Origin of the sequence: Ralstonia sp. 25C, assembly GCF_051904805.1 — a bacterium.
Classification (GTDB): Bacteria; Pseudomonadota; Gammaproteobacteria; order Burkholderiales; family Burkholderiaceae; genus Ralstonia.
On the sequence record NZ_CP196738.1, the window covers coordinates 397,285 to 420,816 of the forward strand.

Annotated in this window: 23 protein-coding genes; 12 read left to right on the forward strand and 11 right to left on the reverse strand. The window is 64.3% G+C overall.

The features are described 5' to 3' along the window. Positions 1 to 143: 143 nt before the first annotated feature. From yjfF to ACS7SF_RS20330, 4 genes are all read right to left on the reverse strand, one after another. A complete protein-coding gene (gene yjfF / locus ACS7SF_RS20315; protein ID WP_439893939.1) occupies positions 144 to 1,220 on the reverse strand; it encodes a galactofuranose ABC transporter, permease protein YjfF in 1,077 nt (358 codons plus the stop codon). Further along, positions 1,217 to 2,269: an ABC transporter permease gene (locus ACS7SF_RS20320; RefSeq protein WP_439893940.1), complete on the reverse strand. Its 1,053-nt coding sequence runs from the start codon at positions 2,267 to 2,269 to the stop codon at positions 1,217 to 1,219. The genes yjfF and ACS7SF_RS20320 overlap by 4 nt, the downstream gene beginning before the upstream one ends. Continuing rightward, complete coding sequence (locus ACS7SF_RS20325; RefSeq protein WP_439893941.1) at positions 2,266 to 3,849, reverse strand: sugar ABC transporter ATP-binding protein; 1,584 nt, start codon at positions 3,847 to 3,849, stop codon at positions 2,266 to 2,268. Before ACS7SF_RS20325 ends, ACS7SF_RS20320 begins: the two co-directional genes overlap by 4 nt. Before the next feature lie 98 nt (positions 3,850 to 3,947). Continuing rightward, a complete protein-coding gene (locus ACS7SF_RS20330) occupies positions 3,948 to 4,937 on the reverse strand; it encodes an ABC transporter substrate-binding protein (protein ID WP_439893942.1) in 990 nt (329 codons plus the stop codon). Between the two features lie 330 nt (positions 4,938 to 5,267). Here ACS7SF_RS20330 and ACS7SF_RS20335 point away from each other — a divergent pair, with 330 nt between their 5' ends. The 9 genes from ACS7SF_RS20335 (at position 5,268) to ACS7SF_RS20375 (ending at position 12,173) form a co-directional block, all read left to right on the forward strand. Next, a complete protein-coding gene (locus ACS7SF_RS20335) occupies positions 5,268 to 6,056 on the forward strand; it encodes a GntR family transcriptional regulator (RefSeq protein ID WP_439893943.1) in 789 nt (262 codons plus the stop codon). Further along, on the forward strand, positions 6,053 to 7,777 hold the full coding sequence (locus ACS7SF_RS20340) for a fumarate reductase/succinate dehydrogenase flavoprotein subunit (RefSeq protein WP_439893944.1): 1,725 nt from the start codon (positions 6,053 to 6,055) through the stop codon (positions 7,775 to 7,777). The genes ACS7SF_RS20335 and ACS7SF_RS20340 overlap by 4 nt, the downstream gene beginning before the upstream one ends. A gap of 2 nt (positions 7,778 to 7,779) precedes the next feature. Further along, entirely contained in the window at positions 7,780 to 8,043 is a 264-nt protein-coding gene (locus ACS7SF_RS20345; RefSeq protein ID WP_439893945.1) for a 4Fe-4S dicluster domain-containing protein, read from the forward strand. 7 nt (positions 8,044 to 8,050) lie between these two features. Next, on the forward strand, positions 8,051 to 9,007 hold the full coding sequence (locus ACS7SF_RS20350) for a HEAT repeat domain-containing protein (protein ID WP_439893946.1): 957 nt from the start codon (positions 8,051 to 8,053) through the stop codon (positions 9,005 to 9,007). Beyond that, positions 8,994 to 9,284: a DUF971 domain-containing protein gene (locus ACS7SF_RS20355; protein WP_439893947.1), complete on the forward strand. Its 291-nt coding sequence runs from the start codon at positions 8,994 to 8,996 to the stop codon at positions 9,282 to 9,284. Before ACS7SF_RS20350 ends, ACS7SF_RS20355 begins: the two co-directional genes overlap by 14 nt. Before the next feature lie 96 nt (positions 9,285 to 9,380). After that, a complete protein-coding gene (locus tag ACS7SF_RS20360; protein WP_439893948.1) occupies positions 9,381 to 10,373 on the forward strand; it encodes a sulfonate ABC transporter substrate-binding protein in 993 nt (330 codons plus the stop codon). A gap of 44 nt (positions 10,374 to 10,417) precedes the next feature. Then, the gene (locus ACS7SF_RS20365) at positions 10,418 to 11,191 is read left to right on the forward strand and encodes a molybdate ABC transporter substrate-binding protein (RefSeq protein ID WP_439893949.1); all 774 of its coding nucleotides are present in this window, start codon (positions 10,418 to 10,420) and stop codon (positions 11,189 to 11,191) included. A gap of 173 nt (positions 11,192 to 11,364) precedes the next feature. After that, entirely contained in the window at positions 11,365 to 11,922 is a 558-nt protein-coding gene (locus tag ACS7SF_RS20370; protein WP_439893950.1) for a YggT family protein, read from the forward strand. A 68-nt stretch (positions 11,923 to 11,990) separates the two neighbouring features. Next, positions 11,991 to 12,173 carry a glycine zipper 2TM domain-containing protein gene (locus ACS7SF_RS20375; protein WP_439893951.1) on the forward strand — a complete coding sequence of 61 codons (183 nt, stop codon included), beginning with the start codon at positions 11,991 to 11,993 and terminating at the stop codon, positions 12,171 to 12,173. A gap of 9 nt (positions 12,174 to 12,182) precedes the next feature. On the opposite strand, the gene ACS7SF_RS20380 is transcribed toward ACS7SF_RS20375, so the two are convergent. Further along, entirely contained in the window at positions 12,183 to 13,163 is a 981-nt protein-coding gene (locus ACS7SF_RS20380; protein WP_439893952.1) for a GlxA family transcriptional regulator, read from the reverse strand. A 161-nt stretch (positions 13,164 to 13,324) separates the two neighbouring features. Here ACS7SF_RS20380 and ACS7SF_RS20385 point away from each other — a divergent pair, with 161 nt between their 5' ends. Next, positions 13,325 to 13,984: a cysteine hydrolase family protein gene (locus ACS7SF_RS20385; RefSeq protein ID WP_439893953.1), complete on the forward strand. Its 660-nt coding sequence runs from the start codon at positions 13,325 to 13,327 to the stop codon at positions 13,982 to 13,984. 18 nt (positions 13,985 to 14,002) lie between these two features. Here the strand turns inward: ACS7SF_RS20385 and ACS7SF_RS20390 are convergent, their stop codons facing one another. Beyond that, positions 14,003 to 14,521 carry a hypothetical protein gene (locus ACS7SF_RS20390; RefSeq protein WP_439893954.1) on the reverse strand — a complete coding sequence of 173 codons (519 nt, stop codon included), beginning with the start codon at positions 14,519 to 14,521 and terminating at the stop codon, positions 14,003 to 14,005. Positions 14,522 to 14,865: 344 nt separating this feature from the next. Between ACS7SF_RS20390 and ACS7SF_RS20395 the strand changes: the two genes are divergently transcribed. Further along, complete coding sequence (locus ACS7SF_RS20395; protein ID WP_439893955.1) at positions 14,866 to 16,650, forward strand: IlvD/Edd family dehydratase; 1,785 nt, start codon at positions 14,866 to 14,868, stop codon at positions 16,648 to 16,650. A gap of 31 nt (positions 16,651 to 16,681) precedes the next feature. Here the strand turns inward: ACS7SF_RS20395 and ACS7SF_RS20400 are convergent, their stop codons facing one another. Continuing rightward, positions 16,682 to 17,707, reverse strand: coding sequence for a LacI family DNA-binding transcriptional regulator (locus ACS7SF_RS20400; RefSeq protein WP_439893956.1), 1,026 nt, complete (start codon positions 17,705 to 17,707; stop codon positions 16,682 to 16,684). A gap of 70 nt (positions 17,708 to 17,777) precedes the next feature. Then, entirely contained in the window at positions 17,778 to 18,533 is a 756-nt protein-coding gene (locus ACS7SF_RS20405; protein ID WP_439894439.1) for an IclR family transcriptional regulator, read from the reverse strand. Positions 18,534 to 18,660: 127 nt separating this feature from the next. On the opposite strand from ACS7SF_RS20405, the gene ACS7SF_RS20410 reads away from it, so the two are divergent. Beyond that, positions 18,661 to 19,845, forward strand: a complete 1,185-nt coding sequence (locus ACS7SF_RS20410; protein ID WP_439893957.1) for a fumarylacetoacetate hydrolase family protein — start codon at positions 18,661 to 18,663, stop codon at positions 19,843 to 19,845. A 48-nt stretch (positions 19,846 to 19,893) separates the two neighbouring features. On the opposite strand, the gene ACS7SF_RS20415 is transcribed toward ACS7SF_RS20410, so the two are convergent. Genes ACS7SF_RS20415 through xylG form a run of 3 tightly spaced genes read right to left on the reverse strand, consistent with a single transcriptional unit; the run spans position 19,894 to position 23,501 of the window. Further along, positions 19,894 to 20,661 (reverse strand): SDR family NAD(P)-dependent oxidoreductase, encoded by a 768-nt coding sequence (locus tag ACS7SF_RS20415; RefSeq protein ID WP_439893958.1) that lies wholly within the window; start codon positions 20,659 to 20,661, stop codon positions 19,894 to 19,896. Between the two features lie 45 nt (positions 20,662 to 20,706). After that, on the reverse strand, positions 20,707 to 21,918 hold the full coding sequence (locus ACS7SF_RS20420) for a sugar ABC transporter permease (RefSeq protein ID WP_439893959.1): 1,212 nt from the start codon (positions 21,916 to 21,918) through the stop codon (positions 20,707 to 20,709). Then, positions 21,915 to 23,501, reverse strand: coding sequence for a D-xylose ABC transporter ATP-binding protein (gene xylG, locus ACS7SF_RS20425; RefSeq protein WP_439893960.1), 1,587 nt, complete (start codon positions 23,499 to 23,501; stop codon positions 21,915 to 21,917). Before xylG ends, ACS7SF_RS20420 begins: the two co-directional genes overlap by 4 nt. Positions 23,502 to 23,532 lie beyond the last annotated feature (31 nt).

Genomic DNA, 23,532 nt, shown 5'->3' on the forward strand with positions numbered 1-23,532 from the left:
ATGAAAGCGCCGGCAGACGACTGCAGTTCACATGACGCTGATGCGCAGTGCTTTGCAGTCGACTACCAGGTTGAAATGGGGTGTCGGCAATGCCCCCACCCACCGTGCAACTGGAGGCACCGGTACGGCGTTCCCGCGATACCTCAGCTCGGCGATACCGTTGCATGATGGGCATGCACGATGGCAGCCGGCGCCGCGGCATCGTTGGCCGGCTTGGGTGCCTGCCGTGCAGAGCGATTCCCGCCCGATGGCGGCACCGACGCACCACGCTGTGCGCGTCCAAGCGCGCGCTGCATGAGGCAGAACACGCACAACAGCACACCAATGGCAATGCGCGCCCACCACGAGCTGAGCGTGCCATCGAACGTGATCAACGATTGGATGACGCCCAGCAGCAGCACGCCCACCACACTGCCGCTGATGAGCCCCACGCCGCCGGTGAGCAACGTGCCGCCCACCACCGTGGCGGCAATGGCGTCCAACTCCATACCCTGCGCATGCAGCCCGTAGCCCGAGAGCATGTAGAACGTGACCAGCACGCCGCCCAGCGCCGAGCACAACCCGCTCAGCACATAGACGAGGATGCGCGTGCGCGCCACCGGCAGCCCCATCAGCAAGGCCGACCGCTCGTTGCCGCCCAGCGCATACACCGTGCGGCCAAAGCGGCTGCAATGCGCCAGCCATGCGGCTGCCGCAAACACCACCAGCGCAATCACCACGCTGGGCGACACATAGTTGCCACCGCCCACAAAAATCTTGTGCTGCGAGAGCGCCGTGTACGTGGGGTCTGTAATGCTGATCGAATCAATGCTGATGAGGTAGCACAGCCCTCGCGCCAGGAACATGCCGCCCAGCGTGACGATGAAGGGCTGAATGCGGAACGTCTGGATCAGCACGCCCATCATCAAGCCGAACAACGCGCCCACGGCCAGCACCAGCGGCACCACGGCGCCGATCGACCAACCATGGTGCTCGACCAACGCGGCCGAGATCATGGTGGTGAGCGCAACCACCGCCCCCACCGACAAATCGATCCCGCCCGACAGGATGACGAAGGTCATGCCAATGGCAACGACGATCAGGAATGCGTTGTCGATCAACAGGTTCAGGAACACCTGCACACTGAAGAAGCCCGTGTAAGTGACGGACCCGAAGCCGAACAACAGCACAAACAAAAACAGCGTGACGTAGAACGGCAAGCGCCGTGGATTGATTTTCATGACTGCGCCCCTGCACGGCCTTGGCGTTGAAAGAGCATGGCGCGGAACGATTCCGACTGCGCCAGACACACGGCAAACACCACCACGGCTTTCACTACGAGGTTGATTTCAGGCGGCACGCCCATCGAGTAGATCGCATACGTGAGCGTCTGGATGATGAGCGCGCCAATCACGCTGCCCCACAGGCTGAACTTGCCGCCCGCCAGGGAGGTGCCACCCAGCGTGACAGCCAGAATGGCGTCCAGCTCCAGCAGCAGGCCCGCGTTGTTACCGTCCGCGCTCTTCACGTTGGAGCAGATAATGAGCCCCGCCACGCCGGCCATGGCACCGCAGAAGCCATAGATGCCGAACAGCAGCGCTTTGGTGTTCAGCCCCGCAAGCCGCGCCGCCACGGGGTTGATGCCAACCGCTTCGATAAACAATCCGAGTGCCGTGCGATGCATCAACAGCAGTAGCAGGCCCAGCACTGCGGCGGCGATGTACAGGCCAAACGGCAGCCCGAACAGATAGCCATTGCCGACAAAGAAGAACGGCTCGTAGTAGACGGTGATGATCTGCCCGCCGGTTATGAGCTGCGCCACGCCGCGCCCGGCCACCATCAGGATCAGCGTGGCGATGATGGGCTGCATGCCAGCGCCCGCCACCAGCATGCCGTTCCACAGGCCGCACACCAGCGCGGCGCCCACGGCAGCCAGCAGCGCGAGCACCAGCGGCACCTTGGTCACATACACCGGCAAACCGTTCTGCACGACCAGCGTGCCGCCGATAAGCGATGCCGCAATGGCGCCGGAGATGGCCACCACCGCACCGACGGAAATGTCGATGCCGCCCACCGCAATCACCAGCGTCATGCCCAGCGACACGAGCATCAGTGGTGCTGCGCGGTTGAGGATGTCGATCACGCTGCCGTACAGGTGCCCGCTGCGGATTTCCAGGTGAAAGAAATGCGGGTTGAACCACGTGTTGAGTATGCAGAGCAGGATCAGCGTCACGCAGGGCCAGAACAGCCGGTGGCCAGCAAGCGTACGCATGCGAGAAGGTTGCGTCATGCTGTACCTCCGGTGGCGGACTGGTTGATCGGTGGTTTAGCCGGCAATTCCCCGCCGGCAATCACGTCGTACAGGTTGTCTTCGGTGACGTCTTCGCCAGCCAGCTCGCCGACCTTCTTGCGATCACGCAGGATGGCCAGCCGGTGGCTCACGCGCAGCACCTCGGGCAGCTCGCTGGAAATGAACAAGATCGCCATGCCCTTGCGGCACTGCGCGGTCACCAAGTCCATGATGTCGAGCTTGGCGGCAATGTCGATGCCGCGCGTGGGCTCATCCAGGATCAGCATGGCCGGGTCCGTTGCCAGCCAGCGCGCCAGCACTGCCTTCTGCTGATTACCGCCCGAGAGCTGGCCGATGGGCTTTTCTGCATCGGGCGTCTTGATGCCGAGTTGGACGATGTACTGGTCGGCAATCTCGCGCTGGCGCTTCTTGGGCAGGTAACGGAACAGGCCGCGCTTGGCCTGCAGCGCGAGGATGATGTTCTCCCGAATCGACAACTCGGCGATGATGCCTTCGGTCTTGCGGTCTTCGGGGCAGAATCCGATGCCCTGGCGGATGGCATCCCTCGGGGAGCTGAACTGGTGCGCTTGGCCCTGCACGTTGATGGCGCCCGCGTCATTGCGGTCCACGCCGAAGAGCAGGCGCGCGGTCTCGGTGCGGCCGGAGCCCAGCAACCCGCCCAGGCCCAGCACCTGGCCCGGGCGCACGTCCAGATCGAGCGGCTGCACCACGCCACGGCGGCCCATGCCGCGCGCACTGAGAAACGCGGGTGCGGTGTCATCCACCGGCGGCACTTCGGTCCGCTCGAAGCGGCTGGCATCGATGTCGCGCCCGACCATCTTGTTGATCAATTGCAGTTGCGGCAGATCACGCGCGGCGTATTCGCCTTCCAGCCGACCATTGCGCAGCACGGTAATGCGGTCGGAAATGGCGTAGGTCTGCTCAAGAAAATGCGTGACGAACAGCACGGCCATGCCGCGCGCCTTGAGCGTGCGAATGGCGGCAAACAGGCGCGCAACCTCGTCGTCGTCCAGGCTGGAGGTGGGTTCGTCCAGGATGAGAATGCGCGCTTCGGTGGAAAGCGCCCGCGCAATCGCCACCATCTGCTGAATGGCCACCGGATACAGCGACAGCGGCAGCGTGACGTCGATGTGGATGTTCAGATCGGCCAGCAGCGCCTGGGCCGCGCGGTTGGTAGCGCGCCAGTCGATACTGCCCATGCGCATGGGGAAGCGGCCGATATGGATGTTCTCCGCCACCGTCAGGTTCGGGCAGAGATTCACCTCTTGATACACCGTGCTGATGCCGAGCTTTTGCGCCTCCAGCGGCGAGCCTGGGGCAATGGGTTGACCACCCAGCAGGATCTCGCCCGCGTCGGGGGCCTCCACGCCGGTCAGCACCTTGATGAGCGTCGATTTGCCGGCGCCGTTCTGCCCCATCAGGGCATGCACTTCACCGGGAAACAAGCGGAAATCCACCCCGGCCAGCGCCTGCACGCCAGGGAAGTTTTTGGAGATGCCGCGCATGTGCAGCAGCGCGCCGCGTGCATCGTGCGCGGCGAGTTCAACGTGATCCGACATGGGTGTCACCTGTTAACGTGGCGCAGCCGGTACGGCGGAATCATTCGCCGTCCGGCTTGCACCTGTTCAGCTAAGAGCTAGCGAACGTTCGCAAATACTCAGTACTTGCGGTTCGGAAACTCCTTGGCGGCCACATCCATCGGGAAGATGCCTTCCTTGGTGACGATGCGCTTGGGCACAGGCTTGCCCGCCAGCACGGCGCGCGCGGTATCCATCAGTTGCGGCCCGAGCAGCGGGCTGCATTCCACCGTCACGTTCAGCTTGCCGGCCATCATGGCTTCAAACGCGCCCTTCACGCCGTCGATGGAGATGATGGTGATGTCCTTGCCCGGCTTCAGGCCCGCTTCTTCAATGGCCTGGATGGCGCCGATCGCCATGTCGTCGTTATGCGCGAACAGCACGTTGATCTTCTTGCCTTCGGCCTTAAGGAAGGCTTCCATCACCTCCTTGCCCTTGGCGCGGGTGAAATCACCCGTTTGTGAACGGATGATCTTGTAGTGCGGATCGGCCTTGATGATCTCTTCAAAGCCGCGCTTGCGGTCGATGGCCGGGGCGGAGCCGACGGTGCCCTGCAACTCAACGATGTTCACATCGCCGCCCTTGGGCTTCATGTTGTCCAGCAGCCAGCGGCCTGCCTTGCGGCCTTCCTCCACGAAGTCCGAACCGATGAAGGTGGTGTAGAGCGAAGTGTCCTTACTGTCGACCCCACGGTCGGTGAGGATGACCGGAATCTTGGCCGCCTTGGCCTCTTGCAGCACCGTGTCCCAACCGGATTCCACCACCGGCGAGAAGGCAATCACGTCGACCTTCTGGGCGATGTACGAGCGGATCGCCTTGATCTGGTTTTCCTGCTTCTGCTGAGCGTCGGAGAATTTCAGGTTCACGCCGTCCGCCTTGGCGGCGGATTTGATCGACTCGGAGTTGGCGGTGCGCCACTCGCTTTCGGCACCCACCTGGGCAAAGCCCATGGTGAAGGCCTTGTCCGCCGCGTAGGCAGCGGACCCCGCCCCGGTAGCCAACAGCACGCTGGCCGTGGCGAGAAAGGTCAATACGGTACGTCTGGCGCGGTCAGCGCGCGTTGTTGTCATTGCGTATCTCCTCTTATGGTGGAAGCAGCCCGTCACTGCCCTTGCGGCTGCGCACGTTTCTTTTTCAGCCGGCAACCATGCCCTCGTGGCCAGCCGTTCGTGCTGAGCCATGTTATGGACAGTGAGACATAACCGTCTAATGCTTTTTTCTGGCGACATGGATATCGATTCTGATATCGCGCGCTAGGCTGCAGCATCGTGCAGCGCACAAAACGCCCCATGCTTTCGCCCGCAAAAACCGCAGAACCATATCGAAAAAGCTTCGTTCCCCTGGCATTGCCGGTTTTTTAGACTGGGCGCACTCACTTGTTATGACGAGTTCGCACCCAGATGACGACGTCCCCACCCTCACCTCGCTTGCCGGCCCCGCCGCTCTATGAGCAGATCAAGGGTGCGCTGCGCGAGGGCATTGTCAGCGGCCTGTACGCGCCGGCATCCCTGCTGCCTTCGGAGGCGGCGCTGGGTGCGCAATTTGGCGCCAGCCGCATCACCGTGCGTCAGGCCTTGGCCGACTTGCAGAACGAGGGGTTGATCTACCGCCGCCATGGCAAGGGCACGTTTGTAAGCCAGCCCAAGGCGTTCCAGAACGTGACCGCGCTGCAAGGCTTTGCGGAGGCGATGTCGGCGCAGGGCCATGCGATCCGCAACCGCGTGCTGAAGCTGCAAACGGTGCCCGCGCCGGCAGACGTGGCGCAGGCATTGCAACTGGTGCCCGGCTCACCCGTCACGGAACTGCATCGCGTGCGCTTGCTGGATCAATCGCCCATTTCACTGGAGCAGACGTGGCTGCCGGAAGCGCTCGGCAGCATCGTGGCCCGCGCAGACCTTGCCACGCGCGATGTGTTTCTCGTGCTGGAGCAGGACGCCGGTGTGGCGCTAGGCCATGCCACGCTGGCCATCGATGCCGCACTGGCAGACCACGCCACCGCCGCCGCGCTCGACACGGGCGCCGGTGCGCCGCTGCTGCGCGTGGAGCGCCTCACACACGATGCGCACGGCACACCCATCGACTTTGAACGCCTCTATTTCCGCGGCGACGCCTTCCAGTACCGGCTGCGGCTGGACCGGCAGGTGGCCGCATCGGCGCAATCCATCTTCCCTCTGCAAGGCACCGTATGAACACGTTGGAACTGGAGTACGACCTCGTCGTCGTGGGCGGCGGCACCGCCGGCCCCATGGCGGCCATCAAGGCAAAGGAACGCAACCCCGCGCTGCGCGTGCTGCTGATCGACAAGGCGCACGTGAAGCGCAGCGGCGCCATCTCGATGGGCATGGACGGGCTGAACAACGCGGTCATTCCCGGCCATGCCACGCCGGAGCAATACACGCGCGAGATCACACTGGCCAACGACGGCATCGTCGATCAATCGGCCGTATATGCGTATGCGCAGCACAGCTTTGCCACCATCGAACAGCTCGACCGCTGGGGCGTGAAGTTCGAGAAGGACGAGACGGGCGACTACGCCGTCAAGAAAGTGCATCACATGGGCAGCTACGTGCTGCCGATGCCGGAAGGGCATGACATCAAGAAAGTCCTGTATCGACAACTCAAGCGCGCGCGGGTGGAGATCACCAACCGCATCGTCGTTACGCGCGTGCTGACCGATGCCGATGGCGCAGCGTGCGGTGTGCTCGGCTTCGATTGCCGTACGGCGGATTTCCTGGTGGTGCGCGCGAAGGCCGTGGTGTTGAGCTGCGGTGCGGCCGGGCGACTCGGCTTGCCGGCATCGGGCTACCTGATGGGCACGTACGAGAACCCCACCAACGCAGGCGACGGCTATGCGATGGCGTATCACGCCGGTGCGGAACTCGCCAATCTGGAATGCTTCCAGATCAACCCACTCATCAAGGATTACAACGGCCCCGCCTGCGCCTACGTCACCGGCCCGCTGGGCGGCTACACCGCCAACGCGCGCGGTGAGCGCTTCATCCAGTGCGACTACTGGAGCGGCCAGATGATGTGGGAGTTCTATCAGGAGCTGCAGGGCGGCAAGGGCCCGGTGTTCCTCAAGCTCGACCACTTGGCCGAAGAAACCATCCAGACCATCGAAACGATCCTGCACACCAACGAACGGCCGAGCCGTGGCCGCTTCCACGCCGGGCGCGGTACGGACTACCGCACGCAGATGGTGGAGATGCACATCTCGGAAATCGGCTTCTGCAGCGGGCACAGCGCATCGGGTGTGTATGTGAATGCGCGTGCGGAGACGACCGTGCCGGGCCTCTACTCCGCCGGCGACATGGCCGCCGTGCCGCACAACTACATGCTCGGCGCGTTCACCTATGGCTGGTTTGCCGGGCAGAACGCAGCGGATTACATCGCCGGCAAGCAAGGTGATGCACGGATCGACAGCGAACAGATCGAACGCGAGCGCGCGCGCATCTTCGCGCCGCTGCAACGCGACCACGGCCTCGCCCCCGCGCAGGTGGAATACAAGCTGCGCCGCATGGTCAACGACTACCTGCAGCCGCCCAAGGTCACGCGCAAGATGGAAATCGGCCTGCGCCGCTTCGACGAAATTGCCGACGACATCACCCACCTGCACGCACGCAACCCGCACGAGCTGATGCGCGCCATGGAAGTCAGCTTCATCCGCGACTGTGCAGAGATGGCGGCGCGCGCCTCGCTCTTCCGCACGGAAAGCCGCTGGGGCCTGTACCACCACCGCGTGGACTACCCCGAGCGCGATGACGCCAACTGGTTCTGCCACACGCGCCTGTACAAGGACGCGCGCGGCGCCATGGCCAGCCGCAAGCAGGCGGTCGAACCCTACGTCATTCCCGTCGATGTGCGCGGCACCAATTCCTACGCACACATGCGCATCCCCAAGGCAGCCTGATCATGTCTCACGCCCCACTCTCGTTTCATACGCCCCACGACATCACCTCGCGCAGCAGCGCGCCCGTCACCATCGACGAAGCCAAGTGCATTGCCGACAAGGGTTGCACCGTGTGCGTCAACGTGTGCCCGCTCGATCTGCTCGCCATTGACCTCACCAAGGGCAAGGCCTTCATGCAGTTCGACGAATGCTGGTACTGCATGCCCTGCGAGCAGGATTGCCCGACCGGCGCGGTGAAGGTCAACATCCCCTACCTGTTGCGTTGAGTGTGCGATGACGAGCTACCTGCAACGATTACACGATGACGATGCCGCCACGCGCCGCGTCGCGCTCCTGCAGCTCGCCGATGAGGAAGACGCCGAAGCGTTGCCCGACGTGATTGCGCTGCTCACGCACGACCCGGCGCCCGAGGTTCGGCTAGAAGCCGCGCGCATCCTGGCGACCTGGGAACAGCCTGATACGGTGGCCGCACTCGCCCGCGCGTTAGAAGACGTTGATGCTGCCGTGCGTGATGCGGCAGCGCTCGGCCTTGGTGAATTGAAATCGCCCGACTCCGCGCACGCCCTGTTGCCTTATGCCGACCATGCCAGCGCCTTCGTGCGCGCCGCCGCCCTGCGTGGCTTGCGAGAACTGCGCGTGCCTGAGAGCGAAGCGCCCGCACTGCATGCCTTGCAAGACGCCGATGCCACTGTCCGCCGCGAGGCCGTGGCCGTGCTCGGCTGGCGCAAGCATGTGGCCGCACTACCAGCGCTGGCAGAACGCGCCCGCCATGATGACGATGCGGAAGTGCGGCGCGCGGCTGTGGGTTCGCTCGGCCTTGCGACGGATGCCTCTATGTTGCCTGCGTTGCTCGACGCACTGCGCGACACCGCCTGGCGCGTACGCGAGGAAAGCGCCAGCACGCTTGGCAAGTTGCGCGCGCTGGCTCCCGACGCACACGTGACGCAAGCCTTGGTCGATGCACTGGCAGATGCCTACTGGCAAGTCCGTCTGCAAGCCGCCCGCGCACTCGGCCGCTGGCGTGCTGCGCATGCGGTTGATGCACTCGCCGCGCTGTTCGCACACCCCATCAGCAATCTGCGCAAGGAAGCGGCGCTGGCGCTGGGTGAAATCGGCCAAGCCACCGCCCTGCCCGCCCTGCGCAATGCGGAAAGCGATGGCGACCCCGAAGTCGTCAAAGCCGTGCGGATTGCGCTGGCACAGATCGGGACCGCCCGTGCAACCACCTGAGCGCATCGACAACGACATCGCAAAGGGCGCATTGCGGCTGCATTGGAAAGAGGCAGCCATCACGCTTGACCACGTTGCGTTGCGCGCAGCCTGCCGATGTGCCGAATGCCAGTTCAAGCGTCATCACGGCACGCCGATCAGCGCGCCAGCCGACGTGCGCGTCACCGCCATTGCGCCCGCTGGCTATGGCGTGCAACTCGTATTCAGCGATGAGCATGCGCGCGGCATCTATCCATGGGCCTACTTGGCCGAGTTGGCTGCCACAGCAACAGGCTGACGCAGCTGCGTCTATGCACATGCAATCTTGTTCGTTCCTTCGCGCACGTGCGGTCCGTAGCATCGACCGCACAAAACCCAATTCGCTGGAGGAATCATGCAAACCCAATCGCCCCATACCGCCACATCATCTGGCCGACGACGCTGGCTTGCCGCGCTGCTGGGTGCCGGCCTTGCGCTGAGCGCAGGCCTCACCCAAGCCGCCGACCCGGCCGGCACGGTGCGCATCGGCTTTCAGAAGGCGGGGCTGCTGGCCGTGCTCAAAGCGCAGGGCTCGCTCGACAAGCCGCTGGGGGAACTCGGCTACAAGGTCGAGTGGAAGGAATTCCCCGCCGGGCCGCAACTGCTGGAGGCACTGAACACGGGCAGCATCGACTTCGGCTATACCGGTGCGCCGCCGGCCGTGTTTGCGCAGGCGGCAGGCGCACGCCTCGTCTATGTGGGTGCAGAGCCGGGCGGCAAGACCAACGAGGCGCTGTTCGTACTCGACGGCTCGCCCCCGCACAGCGTGGCCGACCTGAAGGGCAAGCGCATTGCGCTGCAGAAGGGTTCCAGCTCGCACTACCTGCTGGTGCAGTTGCTCAAGCGCGCCAACCTGACGGTGCAGGATGTGCAGCCGATCTACCTGCCGCCCGCCGAGGCACGTGCCGCCTTCGAGAGCGGAGCCGTCGATGCGTGGGTCGTGTGGGACCCGTACTACGCGCTGGCGCAGAAAGCGCTGAAGACGCGCACGCTGGGCGATTTCAGCGCGGTGCCGACCTCCAACTTCTACGAGGCCACGCCGGAGTTTGTGAAAGCGCATCCGCGCGCGGTGAATAGCATCCTGGCGCAGTTGCGCACCTCCGGCCTGTGGGTGAATCAGCATCCGCAGGAGACAGCGGCGCTGCTGGCGCCCAAGCTCGGTATTGAACAACCCGTGGTGGAAACTTGGCTGCGGCGCGTGCCTTACGGCGTAACGCCCATCACGCCGGAAATCGTGGCGTCGCAACAGCAGATTGCCGACCTGTTCCTGCAGCAGAAGCTGATTCCGAAAGCCGTGAACGTGCAAAGCGCGGTCTGGCAGGCGAGCTTTCCCATAGCAGGGTTGTAAGCAGTGCTAAGGTGCGGCACCACCGTACGCAACGGAGCCGCATCGTGATCCCAAGAACCCCGCTTCTGGCAACGCTCTTTGCTGTGTGCATGGCCGGCCATGGCGCGCCGGCCTGCGCAGCAGAGGTCACCGTCCTCACGGCCGGCGCGTTTCGGCCCGTGCTGGATGCGCTGGCGCCCTCGCTGGAACACGAGAACCATCTCCACCTGATCATCACCAACGACACAGCGGGCGAGCTGGCCAAGCGCATCCGCGCGGGAGCGGTGTTTGATGTGGCCATCCTGCCCGAGCCGCTGGCAAGAACACTCGCGGATGCGGGCAACCTGGCGCCCACCGTCAGCCCTGTTGCGCGCGTCGGCATTGGCGTGGCGGTGCCAGAAGGCGCGCCGAAACCCGATATCTCCACGGTCGAACAGTTCAAGCAAGCGCTGCTGGCGGCGCCATCGGTGGCGTATCTCGACCCAGCGGCGGGCGGGTCGTCGGGCATCTATCTGTCAAAGCTGTTTCAGACGCTGGGCATTGCGCAGGCGATCGCACCCAAGGCGGTGCTCGTGCATGGCGGACTGGTCGGCACCCGGCTAGTCGACGGCCAGGCTGCGCTGGCGATCCATCAGGTGAGCGAGTTGCTCGCGGTGCCGCATATCCAATACGTCGGGCCGCTGCCCGCTGCCATTCAGAACGACACCGTCTATGCCGCCGGCATCAGCGCCCATGCAAAAAGCGTGGAAGGCGCGCAGGCGCTGCTGGATGCGCTGCGCAGCAAGGAGGCCGCCGCCGTGCTCAAGCGCAAAGGCATGGAGCCGGCGGCATCACAGTAAGCGCGCAGTGAGCGCGGGGTACCGGCTCGCCCTCGTCAGAAGCGCCAAAACACGCCGTGGCGGCCACGTCACCGCACAGATTGCCCTCAGAGTCCCGTGCGACAATAGCCCGCCCTGGGGCGCCCCGCTGCCTCGTGCTTGTTGCCTGACCTGACCATAGGAGAACCGGACGCATGTTCGGCGATATCACGCGTTTCCTGCTCGACACGATCTTCACGCTCTTCGGCGCGGCGCTGCTGCTGCGTGCCTGGACACAGGCGGTGCGGCTGTCACCGCGCAATCCGCTGTCGCAGGCGATTTTTCAGCTGACGGGCTGGCTGGTGCATCCGCTGCGCCGGGTGATTCCGGCCACGGGTTATATCGACTGGTCGTGCCTGATCGCGGCCTATGTGACGGCGCTGGTGTATCTGCTCTTGCTCCTGGCCACGGTGGGTATCAGCCCGCTGGCGTTCCTGCCGATGGGCTTTGTGGCGGCGCTGCTCACAGTGCTCAAGTGGGCCTTCAACACGCTGGTGTGGGTGACCATTGCATCGGCCGTGCTGTCGTGGGTGGGGCCACATTCGCCCATGGGCGCGGTGCCCAATACGCTGGTCGATCCGCTGCTGCGCCCCATCCGCCGCGTGGTTCCCCCGCTGGGTGGTTTTGACCTGTCGCCACTGATCCTGCTGGTGATTGCGCAAGTGATCGTGATTGCGCTGTCGCATTTGGCGCTTTCCCCGTTGTTCATGTGAGTTCGGCATGCACTTTGCTCGGCTGAGGTATGCCGGCCCGGTTCTGGGCGGCAACTCAGGAGGGCATCATGAACAGATGGAAAACGGCACTGGTGTGTGCGATTGCCGCCCTGGCACCCACCCTGGCAGCGTGTACAGCGGGCGGCGCAGTGGCGGGCGGTGTGGCGGGGCATGAACTCACGCACAGCACGGCCGGCACGATCGGCGGTGCGGCGGCCGGTGCAGTCATCGGCCACGAGTTGGATAAGTAACCTCGGGTACTACATCTGCGCAAACAACGCGCCGAATTGCGAGCGATACGCGCTGGGCGACGTGTGATACGTCCGGCTGAAATGCTGGCGCAGCGACACCGCACTGCCAAAACCCGCCAGTTGCGCAATCGCCTCGACTGGCTGGTGCGTGGTCTCCAGCAGGCGCTGCGCATAGGCGAGCCGCTGACCCAGCAGCCACTGTCCGACCGTTGTGCCGGTCAGCTCACGAAACCGCCGCGTGAAATTGCGTCGGCTCATCGCCGCGCGCGCTGCCAATGAGTCCAGCGTGTGCGGCTCAGTCAGGTTTGCGACCGTCCAGTTCAACAAGTCGGATAGCCGATCGCCGCCCGGCGCGTCGTGCAGCGGTTGCTCGATGTATTGCGCTTGACCGCCCTGCCGGTGCGGCGCCACCACCAAGCGCCGCGCAATGCGATTGGCCACCTCCGCGCCATGCCAACGGCGCACCAGATGCAGGCAGCAGTCCAGCCCAGCGGCGGTGCCGGCGGAGGTGACCAGCCGTCCGTCATCCGCATCCACATACAGCACATCGGGCACGAGCTTCACACGCGGGTAGCGCTGTGAAAAGGCATCGACTGCGCTCCAGTGGGTGGTCGCCTCCAAGCCATCCAACACACCGGCTTCCGCCAGCACGAAAGCACCCAGGCACAGGCCCACCACGGTCGCACCACGGTCGTACGCGTCTCGTACGGCATTGACCATGGACGCAGGCGGCGGCTCCTCCGTGTCGCGCCACGAGGGCACGATCAGCACATCGGCACGCGCGGCATCTTCCAGCGTCAAGTCCGTCTGCACCGCAAATCCGGCGGTGGTACGCAAACCGCCCCGCTTCACGGGTTCGCCCGCGCAAATGCTTAACTGATACGCCGGCAGCCCGGCCCAAACACGGTCTTCAAACACCAGGCACGGCACGGACAGGTGAAACGGACTGATGTCATTGAACGCCAGAACGGCGATTTCCTTCGGGGGCATGGCGTGTCCGCTGGTTTGATTCCATTCGTTTGGCCCGATTCTTTCGATGAATGTCTTTCGGGCCACTGTCGGGAAGGATAGCGATGCCCGAAGATGCTGTCCATGGGCTCACGCAAATGCCCGCCAGTCACAACCCCGCAACCCGCTCAAGGAGTCTCGCCATGACCGCAGCCACACAACCCAAGCGCGCCCTGATCGTCATCGATGTGCAGAACGAATACTTCACCGGCGGCCTGCCGATTGAGTATCCGGACCCGCAGCAGACCGTCGCCAATATCGGCGTTGCCATGGACACCGCGCGCGAAGCGGGCATTCCGGTGATCGTCGTGCAGCAGACATCGCCCGCCAGCTCGCCGCTGTTCGCGATCGACACCGATGGCTGGCAACTGCACCCCGTGGTAGCGTCGCGCCCGCATGACCACTACCTGCGCAAGCTATTGCCCAGCGCCTATCCGGAAACGGACCTCGCGCAATGGCTGGAAACGCGTGGCATCGACACGCTCACGGTGGTCGGCTACATGACGCACAACTGCGATGCGTTGACCATCAACCACGCACTGCACAACGGCACGGCCGTCGAATTTCTGCACGATGCGTCAGGCTCGGTGCCATATCAAAACCAGGCGGGCTTTGCGACGGCGGAAGAGATCCACCGCGTCTTTAGCGTGGTCTTGCAATCGCGCTTTGCGGCGGTGATGTTGACCCAGGACTGGGTGGACAGCGTGAAGACCGGCGCGGTGCCGGTGCGCGACAACATCTACAAATCGAATCAGCGGGCGCGGGGTCTGCTGAAGGATCAGATGGCGCAGCAGGCAGCGTAATGCGCAATGCGTAATGGTTCAGCCGGCCACCGCCTCTTCGGCCGGCAAGAACCCACGGAACGCCACCTCCACCTGCTCCACCATTGACGCTGATGTGGCCTCGCGCAGGGCCGTCATCAACGCATCGAACGCGCCTTCCACAGAGGCGCGGTCGGTGGCCGCGACCAGGCGCTGGCGGATCGGATGCTCAGCCGAGCTGAACGTGCGCGCCGCAATGTCCATCAGGTACATACGTGCCGCCGCCAGCGAGCGCTTGCGACTGGGCGTAGCAGGCTTAGGCGCGGCGGCTTCTGGCTCGGCCACCGGCGCATTGCTGGCACGCTCCTGCCGGCGGATAAAGCCCGCGTGCAGCAACTCGGCGATGGCCTGTTCGCCTAGACCGATTTGATGCGCTCTCGCCGCCAGCTCCTCGCCCGTGGTTTGGCCATCCACCATGATCAGCAGCGCACGGTTGGACCGGTTCAACGTGCCGTTGCGCGCGGCGATTTCCAACCGCCCGGCCTCGGTTTTTTCGAATCGCCCAGACAACATCTGCATGGCAGCCCCTCCGCCCCCAAAAGATGGGCACACCGTAGGGCGGCTTGTTTGCAGAATCGTGAAACCGGCGCCCTTGCCTCCTGCCGTCGCCCGGCAAACGCTTGCGCTCAGCTGGATGTCTCCAAATCAAAACACCCTCCCCCAACGTGGGGCTGACAACCGCACATCGTTGATGCGGCACGTGCCCATGTGGCCAACACGGGTTCGTCAGCCACCAGCTATTGCCTGAGCCGTCTTCCGGCGACTATTATTTGTTACCGGTACCAAAAGAATCACAATCCGCCGGAAAGCGCCACGCCGATTCCCCACAGAGGGAGCCTGTTCCACATAACAACCGAGACACCATGCCCACCCAGCCTCCCCGCAGACTGCGCAGCCAGCTGTGGTTCGACGACCCGAGCCACGCCGACATGACCGCCCTCTACGTCGAACGTTTCATGAACTACGGCCTGACGCGGGAAGAGCTGCAGTCGGGCCGTCCGATCATCGGCATTGCGCAAACGGGGAGTGATCTGGCGCCCTGCAACCGCCACCATTTGGAGCTGGCACAGCGTGTAAAGGCCGGCATCCGCGACGCGGGCGGCATCCCGATGGAGTTTCCGGTTCACCCAATGGCGGAGCAAAGCCGCCGCCCGACTGCTGCGCTCGATCGCAATCTTGCGTATCTCGGCCTGGTAGAGATCCTGCATGGCTTTCCGCTGGACGGCGTGGTGCTGACCACCGGTTGTGACAAGACCACACCCGCCTGCCTGATGGCTGCCGCCACAGTCGATCTACCCGCCATCGTCTTATCTGGCGGGCCGATGCTGGACGGCTGGCACGAAGGCAAACGGGTCGGCTCCGGCACCGTCATCTGGCATGCGCGCAACCGGCTGGCCACGGGCGACATCGACTACGAAGGCTTCATGGAGCTGACCACCGCGTCGTCCCCATCGATCGGGCACTGCAACACGATGGGCACCGCGCTGTCGATGAACAGCCTGGCCGAAGCGCTGGGCATGTCGCTGCCCGGGTGTGCCAGCATCCCCGCAGCGTATCGGGAGCGCGGGCAGATGGCCTATGCCACCGGCAAGCGCATCGTCGACCTGGTACGCGAAGACATCCGCCCCTCGCAGATCATGACGCGCGCGGCATTCGAGAACGCCATCATGGTGGCCTCGGCGCTTGGCGCATCGACCAACTGCCCGCCGCACCTCATCGCGATTGCGCGCCACATGGGCGTGGAGCTGAGCCTGGAAGACTGGCAGCGCCATGGAGAATCGGTGCCGCTGCTCGTGAACTGCATGCCGGCCGGCGAATACCTGGGTGAGAGCTTTCACCGCTCGGGCGGCGTGCCCGCCGTGTTGCGCCAGCTCAACGCGGCGGCGCTGCTGCGGCGCGAGTGCCCCACCGTATCCGGCCGCACGATTGGCGCGATTGCCGATGCCGCCCCCGATGCCGACCGCGAAGTCATCTTCCCGGCGAACGCACCGCTCAAGCATCGCGCGGGGTTCATCGTGCTGTCGGGCAATTTCTTTGACAGCGCCATCATGAAGATGTCGGTGGTGGGCGAGGCCTTCCGCCAGACCTACCTGAGCGAACCCGGCGCGGAAAACGTGTTCGAGACGCGCGCCATCGTCTTCGATGGGCCGGAGGACTATCACGCCCGCATCAACGATCCAGCGCTAGAGATCGACGAGCGCTGCATTCTCGTCATCCGGGGTTGCGGAACGGTCGGCTATCCGGGCAGCGCGGAGGTCGTCAACATGGCGCCGCCGGCAGCGCTGGTCAAGCAAGGGATCGAATCGTTGCCGTGCATGGGCGATGGTCGGCAGAGCGGCACCTCGGCAAGCCCATCGATCCTGAACATGTCCCCCGAGGCGGCCGCTGGTGGCGGACTCGCGCTATTGCGCACCGGTGACCGCATTCGGGTTGACCTCAATGCGCGCAAAGTCGATGTGCTGGTGGATGCGGAGGAGCTTGCGCGCCGGCGTGAAACCGCAACGTTCAGCGTGCCGCAGTCGCAAACGCCTTGGCAGGAGCTCTATCGGCAGTTCGTCGGGCAGCTTTCCACAGGCGGATGCCTGGAGCCGGCGACGCTGTATCTGAACGTCATTGAAACGCGCGGCAACCCACGGCACTCACATTGACGCAGGAAGCGGCCGGCGGCGGATGTGCCGGCTATGCGCTCTCGCGCTCGACCACGCTGAAGTCGATGCGCGAGAGCTTGCGCACGCCCGTGGCTTCGGCAATCCCGAGCGCATCGAGTAGCACTTCGCCAGCCCGCAGGCCGATGCCATAGGCGTCAACGGAAATCGTCGTGATGGTCGGGTGGCAACACCACGCGATTTCAAAATTGCCGAAGCCCGCGACCGCGATGTCGCCCGGCACGGACAAGCCACGCCGATGGCATTCCATGATGGCGCCGAAGGCCGACATGTCGCTCACGCACATCACGGCGTCGGTATCGGGCCAGGCTTCCAGCAGGGCGGCCATGGCCGGGCCGCCGTGGCTCATGGTGATGGGGGATTCGCCCATGCGAATCACACGCGGCTCGCCAAGGCCCAGCGCCTTGATGCCACTCATGTATCCGCGCATGCGGTCGGTGCCGCGCCGGTCCAACTCGCTTGCACCACACAGGAACCCGATGCGTCGGTAGCCCCGCTGGTGCAGGTGACGCACCATCACGCGCGAGGCATCGGCGTTGGAAAACCCAACCGCCCTGTCGATCGGGCGCTCGGGCAGATCCCACATCTCGACGATCGGGATGCCGGCGCGCTCCAGCAGTGCGCGTGTGCCTGCGCTGTGGTGGCGCCCCGTCAATGCAATGCCACGTGGCTGATGGCGCAGCAGCGACTTCACCAGCGCCTCTTCCTGATCCAGGTGGTAGTCGGTGTCGCCCAGCAGCAGTTGCAGACCGTGCGGGGCGAGGGCATCCGTCAGGCCGCGCACCGTATCGGCAAAGTTGGAACTGGCCAGCGAGGGGACCAAGGCGGCAACGAACTCGGAACGTCCGCTGGAGAGCATCCCAGCTGCGGCGGTTGCAACGTAGCCGAGTGCGTCAATGGCCTGCTGCACGCGCGCCCGGGTGGCGGGTGACACGCTGCCGCCCGTCAGCACCCGCGACACCGTCATCTTCGACACGCCGGCAAGACGGGCCACATCGGCCATGCGAGGGGGCGTTGCGTTGGCGGTGTCTTGGCTCATGGCGGCAAGGCAAAAGAGGAGTTGCGATCATAGCGGAACCGGCCACACCGGCCATGGTGCAGCCCGCGTACTACGCTTGCGCCAGCGCGCGGCCGATGCGGTCTGCCATGCCGGCAACGCCCACAACGAGCCGCTTCTCCCGCCGCGGGTCCAGCCGGCTGATGGGCACGCTGGAACTCACTGCAACGCGCTTGCCCAGCGGCGTCACGCCCACGAACGCGGCAAAGCAGGCCAGCCCCGCGACCACCTCCTCACGCTCCGTCGCGAGCCCTCGCGTGCGAATGTTCGCAAGCTCGTGCAGCAGGTCGACACGGCGCGTGGTGGTGCGCTCTGTCATCGCAGCAAGGCGGGCCGGCAGGAGCGCGCATACCGCTTCGTCATCAAGGCTTGCAAGCAGCGCCTTGCCCAGTGCGCAGCAATGGGCCGGCAGGCGCAAGCCGACATCGGAAACGAGGCGGACCGGCCTGGGTGCATCTTCCCGCGCGATGTACACGACTTCCGTGCCGTCGAGCACGGCAAGCTGCACAACTTCGTTGTGTGTCGCCACAAACGCGGCGGATTCGCGCCGGAACGCTGCTAGCAGCCGGTCGTGGCGGAAATAGGCATTGCCCAGCTCAAACAAGGTCAAGCCGATCAGATAACCGTCGGCCCGCTTCTCGATCCAGCGGCGTTTTTCGAGCGACTCCAGCAATAGGTACAGCGTACTTCTGGACATGCCCGTGGCCTGCGCCAAAGCAGCCGGGCGGACGGGCGACGTCGCCGCGCAGAGTATCTCCAGCACTTCGTGAATGCGCTTGAGCGCTGGGACTTCGTAGTCGGTCTTCACTGCAAACACGCCCGGTTTGTGATGAGGCTGATTGTCCAACAGGTTGGAAATTCCGTCATCGCGTTGGACACCCTGCATTGCCATCTCTACGATCACGCGGGTCCCTGGTCCAACTGATGGAGCGCACATGACCGCTATTGCCGATTACCTGCCACACGATCTGGAGCGCGCAACGCTCGTCGGCCGGGTCTGGCGAACAACCGCCAATGGCGAGGGGCCGTCTGTGGTGGTGGTACGCAATGGCGTGGTGTTCGATATCACGCAGGCCATGCCAACGGTGGCGGACCTGTTCGAGCATCCTGACGCGCTGGCCATCGCCCGGCAGGTACCGGGCGAAGAATTGGGCCGCGTCGAAGCGCTGGTCGAGCGCTCGTTGGCTGCCGATCGCTCCAGCAACGCACCCACCCTACTCGCCTCGAACGATCTGCAGGCCATCAAAGCCTGCGGTGTGACGTTCGCCGTCAGCCTGATCGAACGCGTGATCGAAGAACAGGCTGGCGGCGACCCGGCCAAAGCCCGCGATGTGCGCGAATCCATCGTCGGGGTGGTGGGCTCCGATCTCTCCAAGATCAAGCCCGGCTCCGACGCCGCCCTTCGGCTCAAGGCGGAATTGCAGCGCCGGGGCGCGTGGTCGCAATACATGGAAGTCGGCATCGGGCCCGATGCGGAAGTGTTTTCCAAATCGCAGCCGATGTCCGCTGTCGGGTTCGGCGCCGACGTGGGGCTGCACCCCGCCTCGCGCTGGAACAACCCCGAGCCGGAGATCGTGCTGGCGGTCAATAGCGCCGGGCATGTCGTTGGAGCGGCGCTCGGCAACGACGTGAATCTGCGCGACATCGAGGGGCGCTCCGCATTGCTGCTGGGCAAATGCAAAGACAACAACGGCTCGTGTGCCATCGGCCCGTTCGTGCGCCTGTTTGACGAACACTTCACCATCGACACCATCCGCACGACGCAGGTGTCGCTGCGCGTTGAGGGCACCGACGACGGCTTCGTGCTCGACGGCGTGAGCCACATGAGCGAGATCAGCCGTGACCCACTCGACCTCGTCGCGCAGACATGGGGCAAGCACCATCAATACCCAGACGGCTTCATGCTGTTCCTCGGCACAATGTTCTCGCCGATCAAGGACCGCGATGCGCCGGGTGCCGGCTTCACGCATCACCTGGGCGACCGCGTGACGATCAGCGCGCCGCCGCTGGGCGCGCTGGTCAACACGGTGCGCCTGTCGACGGAGATCGCACCGTGGACGTTCGGTGTCCGCGCCCTGTATCGCAACCTGGCGGCACGCGGGTTGGTCCGTCAGAACTGAGCGCACCACGCCACGGCGGCCCCGGTGGCCACGTACCTGCCGGAGCCATCATCCGCCATACCACCCGGCATCGACAAAGTACTCGCGCGCCGTGCAACGCGCGGCGTCGTCCGATGCAAGAAACAGCGCCATGCGTGCCACGTGTTCCGGCTCGACACGTTCGTGCAGGCATTGCTCGCGCAGCAGCTTCGCTTCGCTTTCGGGCGATTGCCAGAGCGCCATCTGCCGGGGTGTGCGGACCGCGCCCGGCACAATGCAATTGACCCGGATGCCGAACCCGCCAAGATCACGCGCCAAGCCACGCGTCAGGCCTTCAATGCCCGCCTTGGCTGTCATGTAAATGGCGAGGTCCGGCTGGGCCAGGTGCCACGAGATGGACCCGAGGTTCAAGATCACGCCGCGCCCCAGCGTCTTCATGCCCGGCAGCACCGCTTGCGCACAAAAGTACTGGTGGCGCAGGTTCACTTCGATGCGGTTGTCCCAATACGCCCGCGACACGTCTCCTATCTGATGGCGATCATCATTCGCGGCGTTGTTGATCAGGACTTCGACGGGGCCGGACGCCGATTGAATCTCCGCGAACGTGGCGTTCAACGCATCGATATCGCGCAGATCGCAGTGAAGGAAGACGGGCGGATGCGCGCACTCACCCAGCGACGCCGCCAGCGCTTCTGAGTCCGCACGCGCGATATCCAGAAACGTAACGCGCGCCCCCTGTTTGGCAAAGCCTTCAACGATGGCGGCGCCAATGCCGCTGCCGCCGCCGGTAATCACAACGTTCTTGTTAGCGAGGCTCGGATAAATTGCGTAAGACATAGAAGATTCCAGTTACTGCAAAGGGATAAAGCCAGTAGCGCAGATTCAGCGGCGGCCGGAGCGCGAGATCACATCCACCCAGACAGCCAACACGAGGATGCCGCCCTTGACGATCATCTGCCAGTACGCGTCGACGTCGAGCATGGACATGCCGTTGTCCAGACTGGCCATGACCAGCGCACCGACCAGCGCGCCGTAGACCGTGCCCGCGCCGCCTCGCATCGACGTGCCGCCGATGAAGCAGGCCGCAATGGCATCCAGCTCGCCCATGGTGCCGGCCGATGGCGAACCTGCAGCCAGGCGCGCGGTATTGACGATGCCGGCAAACGCACACATCAGGCCCATGAGGCCAAAGATGGCGAGCTTCACGCGATCGGTATTGATGCCCGACAGACGTGTGGCTTCAAGATTTGAGCCCACGGAGTAGATGCGGCGACCGAATACGGTCTGGCTGGCGATCCAAGAAAAAATGCCGAGAAGCGCCAGGACGAGCAGCACCGGCACCGGGATACCGCCATAGCTGTTGAGCGTGGCAACAAATGCGACGATGACCGCGCCCGCAACGATCAGCTTGGCAACGTCTTGCCATAGCGGCGCGACATCGAGTTCATAGCGACGGTGTTCGCGCCGCTGCCGGACGACCACGAAGATCAACAGACAGAAGATCAACACCGCCATCAGATCGCCCACGTGGCGCGGCAGGTAGCCCTGGCCGATCAGCACGAAGTTGTCGGACACCGGCGCAATGGTCGAGCCGTGCGTCAGCCCCAGCAGAATGCCGCGATACGCCAGCATGCCGCCTAGGCCGACGATGAAGGACGGAACGCCCCGGTAGGTGGACCACCATCCGTTAAACAGCCCCATGGCCACGCCGAGCAGCAACACCACCGGCACCGTCGCCGTGATCGGCCAACCCAGCCCCTGGTCGAGGATGGCCGCCACGCCGCCAAGCAAGCCCAACATGGAACCAACTGAGAGATCAATCTCGCCCGCGATGATGACGAACACCATCCCGCAGGCCAGCATCCCCGTAATCGACATCTGGCGCAGCAGGTTGGAGAGATTGCGCGGCGAGGTAAACGCACCGTTGGTCAGCATCGAAAAGAACAACCAGATGGCGGCCACGGCGATCAGCAACGCCAGGATCTTGTAGCGTGCGAAGAGTTGCCTCAGGCGCTGGCTTGCCTTGAACGTGCTGCGCGCGGGGTCCGAATGGTCCACCTTGCCGGCGGCTTGTGGGCTGGTTTGAGAAGTCATGCGTGACCTGCCTGATGGAAAGTGGGTGCGTGCCTGGGTGTGTGCCGGACTGGCTGAATGGCGGCGGTCAGAATGTGTTCCTGCGTCAGCCCGTCGTTGACGAAGTCGCCACGCAGTTCACCCTCGCCGATCACGAGCACGCGATCCGAAATGCCAAGCACCTCGGGGAGCTCCGACGAGATCACGATGATGGCCATGCCGCGCTTGGCGAGGTCGCCAATCAGCTTGTAGATCTCGTACTTGGCGCCCACGTCCACGCCGCGGGTCGGCTCGTCCAGAATCAGCACGCGCGGCTCGGTCAGCAACATGCGCGTGAGCACGGCCTTTTGCTGATTGCCGCCAGACAGGCTGGCGATGGGCAACATCGGATGCGCAGCACGCACCGCAAGCCGGCGCATCTCCTTGCGGATCGTGTCGAGCTCCGCCGCCCCGTCAATCCGCCCGAAGTTTGCGAAACGCTGGAGGACGGCGAGCGTGATGTTGTGCCCCACGCTCATCAACGAGACGATGCCGTGACGCTTGCGGTCTTCCGGCACCATCGCAATACCTGCACGAATGGCGTCGAGCGGTGCCCGGACCTTCAACGGTTTTCCGTCCAGCACAAGTTCCACTTCACTGGCGCCCTCGTACGCCCCAAACACCGCCTGCATCAACTCGGTGCGCCCCGCGCCAACCAGCCCGGCTATGCCGAGGATTTCGCCGCGCCGCACCGAAAACGACACGTCATCGACCCGCTTGCGCGCCGGGTTGTTCACGTCGTAGCACGTCACGTTGCGCGCCTCGAACACCACCTCGCCGATGGCGTGCGGCTCGCGCGGGAACAGCTGCGTAATCTCGCGCCCCACCATCTGCGCGATGATGCGATCGGTCGTCAGCTCAGCCATCGGCGCTGTGGACACATGGCGGCCATCACGGATGACGGTGACCGTATCGCACACCGCTTCCACCTCGTCGAGCTTGTGCGAGATGTAGACGCACGCAATGCCGCGCGCCTTCAGGTCGCGCACGATGTCGAGCAGGATGCGTGTCTCTGCCGCTGTGAGCGATGACGAAGGCTCATCCAGAATCAGCAGCTTGGCGCGCTTGTTGAGCGCCTTGGCGATTTCAATCAGTTGCTGATGGCCGCCGCCGTAGTGCATCACCGGCAGCGCCACGTTGATGCCCTGGATGTTCAGATCGCGCAGCAGCTTGTCTGCGCCCTGGTACATGGCCGCGTAATTCATACGACAACCCGTCATGCGCCCACCCGGCAGCGTGATCTCGTTGCCCAGATAGATGTTCTCGGCCACCGACAGCTCCGGCACCAGCATCAGTTCCTGATGGATGATGACGATGCCCGCGCGCTCCGTGTCGCGAATGCCGCTGGCGTGGAGCGGCTGGCCCTCCCAAAGGATTTCGCCGTCCCAAGTGCCACTCGGGTAGACGCCCGAGAGCACCTTCATGAGCGTCGATTTTCCTGCGCCGTTCTCACCGCACAGGCCAACACACTCGCCCGGCCTCACGACCAGGTTGATACCGTCGAGCGCCTTCACACCGTCGAACGTCTTGACGATGCCGCGCATCTGCAGCAGAGGTTCAGACATGCCCCGTCCTTTGGAGTCGAACGTGGCCAGC

Bases quoted from the DNA above. Each gene is read 5' to 3' on its own strand.
- yjfF (WP_439893939.1), bottom strand. From the start codon at position 1,220: ATGAAAATCAATCCACGGCGCTTGCCGTTCTACGTCACGCTGTTTTTG.
- ACS7SF_RS20320 (WP_439893940.1), bottom strand. From the start codon at position 2,269: ATGACGCAACCTTCTCGCATGCGTACGCTTGCTGGCCACCGGCTGTTC.
- ACS7SF_RS20325 (WP_439893941.1), bottom strand. From the start codon at position 3,849: ATGTCGGATCACGTTGAACTCGCCGCGCACGATGCACGCGGCGCGCTG.
- ACS7SF_RS20330 (WP_439893942.1), bottom strand. From the start codon at position 4,937: ATGACAACAACGCGCGCTGACCGCGCCAGACGTACCGTATTGACCTTT.
- ACS7SF_RS20335 (WP_439893943.1), top strand. From the start codon at position 5,268: ATGACGACGTCCCCACCCTCACCTCGCTTGCCGGCCCCGCCGCTCTAT.
- ACS7SF_RS20340 (WP_439893944.1), top strand. From the start codon at position 6,053: ATGAACACGTTGGAACTGGAGTACGACCTCGTCGTCGTGGGCGGCGGC.
- ACS7SF_RS20345 (WP_439893945.1), top strand. From the start codon at position 7,780: ATGTCTCACGCCCCACTCTCGTTTCATACGCCCCACGACATCACCTCG.
- ACS7SF_RS20350 (WP_439893946.1), top strand. From the start codon at position 8,051: ATGACGAGCTACCTGCAACGATTACACGATGACGATGCCGCCACGCGC.
- ACS7SF_RS20360 (WP_439893948.1), top strand. From the start codon at position 9,381: ATGCAAACCCAATCGCCCCATACCGCCACATCATCTGGCCGACGACGC.
- ACS7SF_RS20370 (WP_439893950.1), top strand. From the start codon at position 11,365: ATGTTCGGCGATATCACGCGTTTCCTGCTCGACACGATCTTCACGCTC.
- ACS7SF_RS20375 (WP_439893951.1), top strand. From the start codon at position 11,991: ATGAACAGATGGAAAACGGCACTGGTGTGTGCGATTGCCGCCCTGGCA.
- ACS7SF_RS20380 (WP_439893952.1), bottom strand. From the start codon at position 13,163: ATGCCCCCGAAGGAAATCGCCGTTCTGGCGTTCAATGACATCAGTCCG.
- ACS7SF_RS20385 (WP_439893953.1), top strand. From the start codon at position 13,325: ATGACCGCAGCCACACAACCCAAGCGCGCCCTGATCGTCATCGATGTG.
- ACS7SF_RS20390 (WP_439893954.1), bottom strand. From the start codon at position 14,521: ATGCAGATGTTGTCTGGGCGATTCGAAAAAACCGAGGCCGGGCGGTTG.
- ACS7SF_RS20395 (WP_439893955.1), top strand. From the start codon at position 14,866: ATGCCCACCCAGCCTCCCCGCAGACTGCGCAGCCAGCTGTGGTTCGAC.
- ACS7SF_RS20400 (WP_439893956.1), bottom strand. From the start codon at position 17,707: ATGAGCCAAGACACCGCCAACGCAACGCCCCCTCGCATGGCCGATGTG.
- ACS7SF_RS20410 (WP_439893957.1), top strand. From the start codon at position 18,661: ATGACCGCTATTGCCGATTACCTGCCACACGATCTGGAGCGCGCAACG.
- ACS7SF_RS20415 (WP_439893958.1), bottom strand. From the start codon at position 20,661: ATGTCTTACGCAATTTATCCGAGCCTCGCTAACAAGAACGTTGTGATT.
- ACS7SF_RS20420 (WP_439893959.1), bottom strand. From the start codon at position 21,918: ATGACTTCTCAAACCAGCCCACAAGCCGCCGGCAAGGTGGACCATTCG.
- xylG (WP_439893960.1), bottom strand. From the start codon at position 23,501: ATGTCTGAACCTCTGCTGCAGATGCGCGGCATCGTCAAGACGTTCGAC.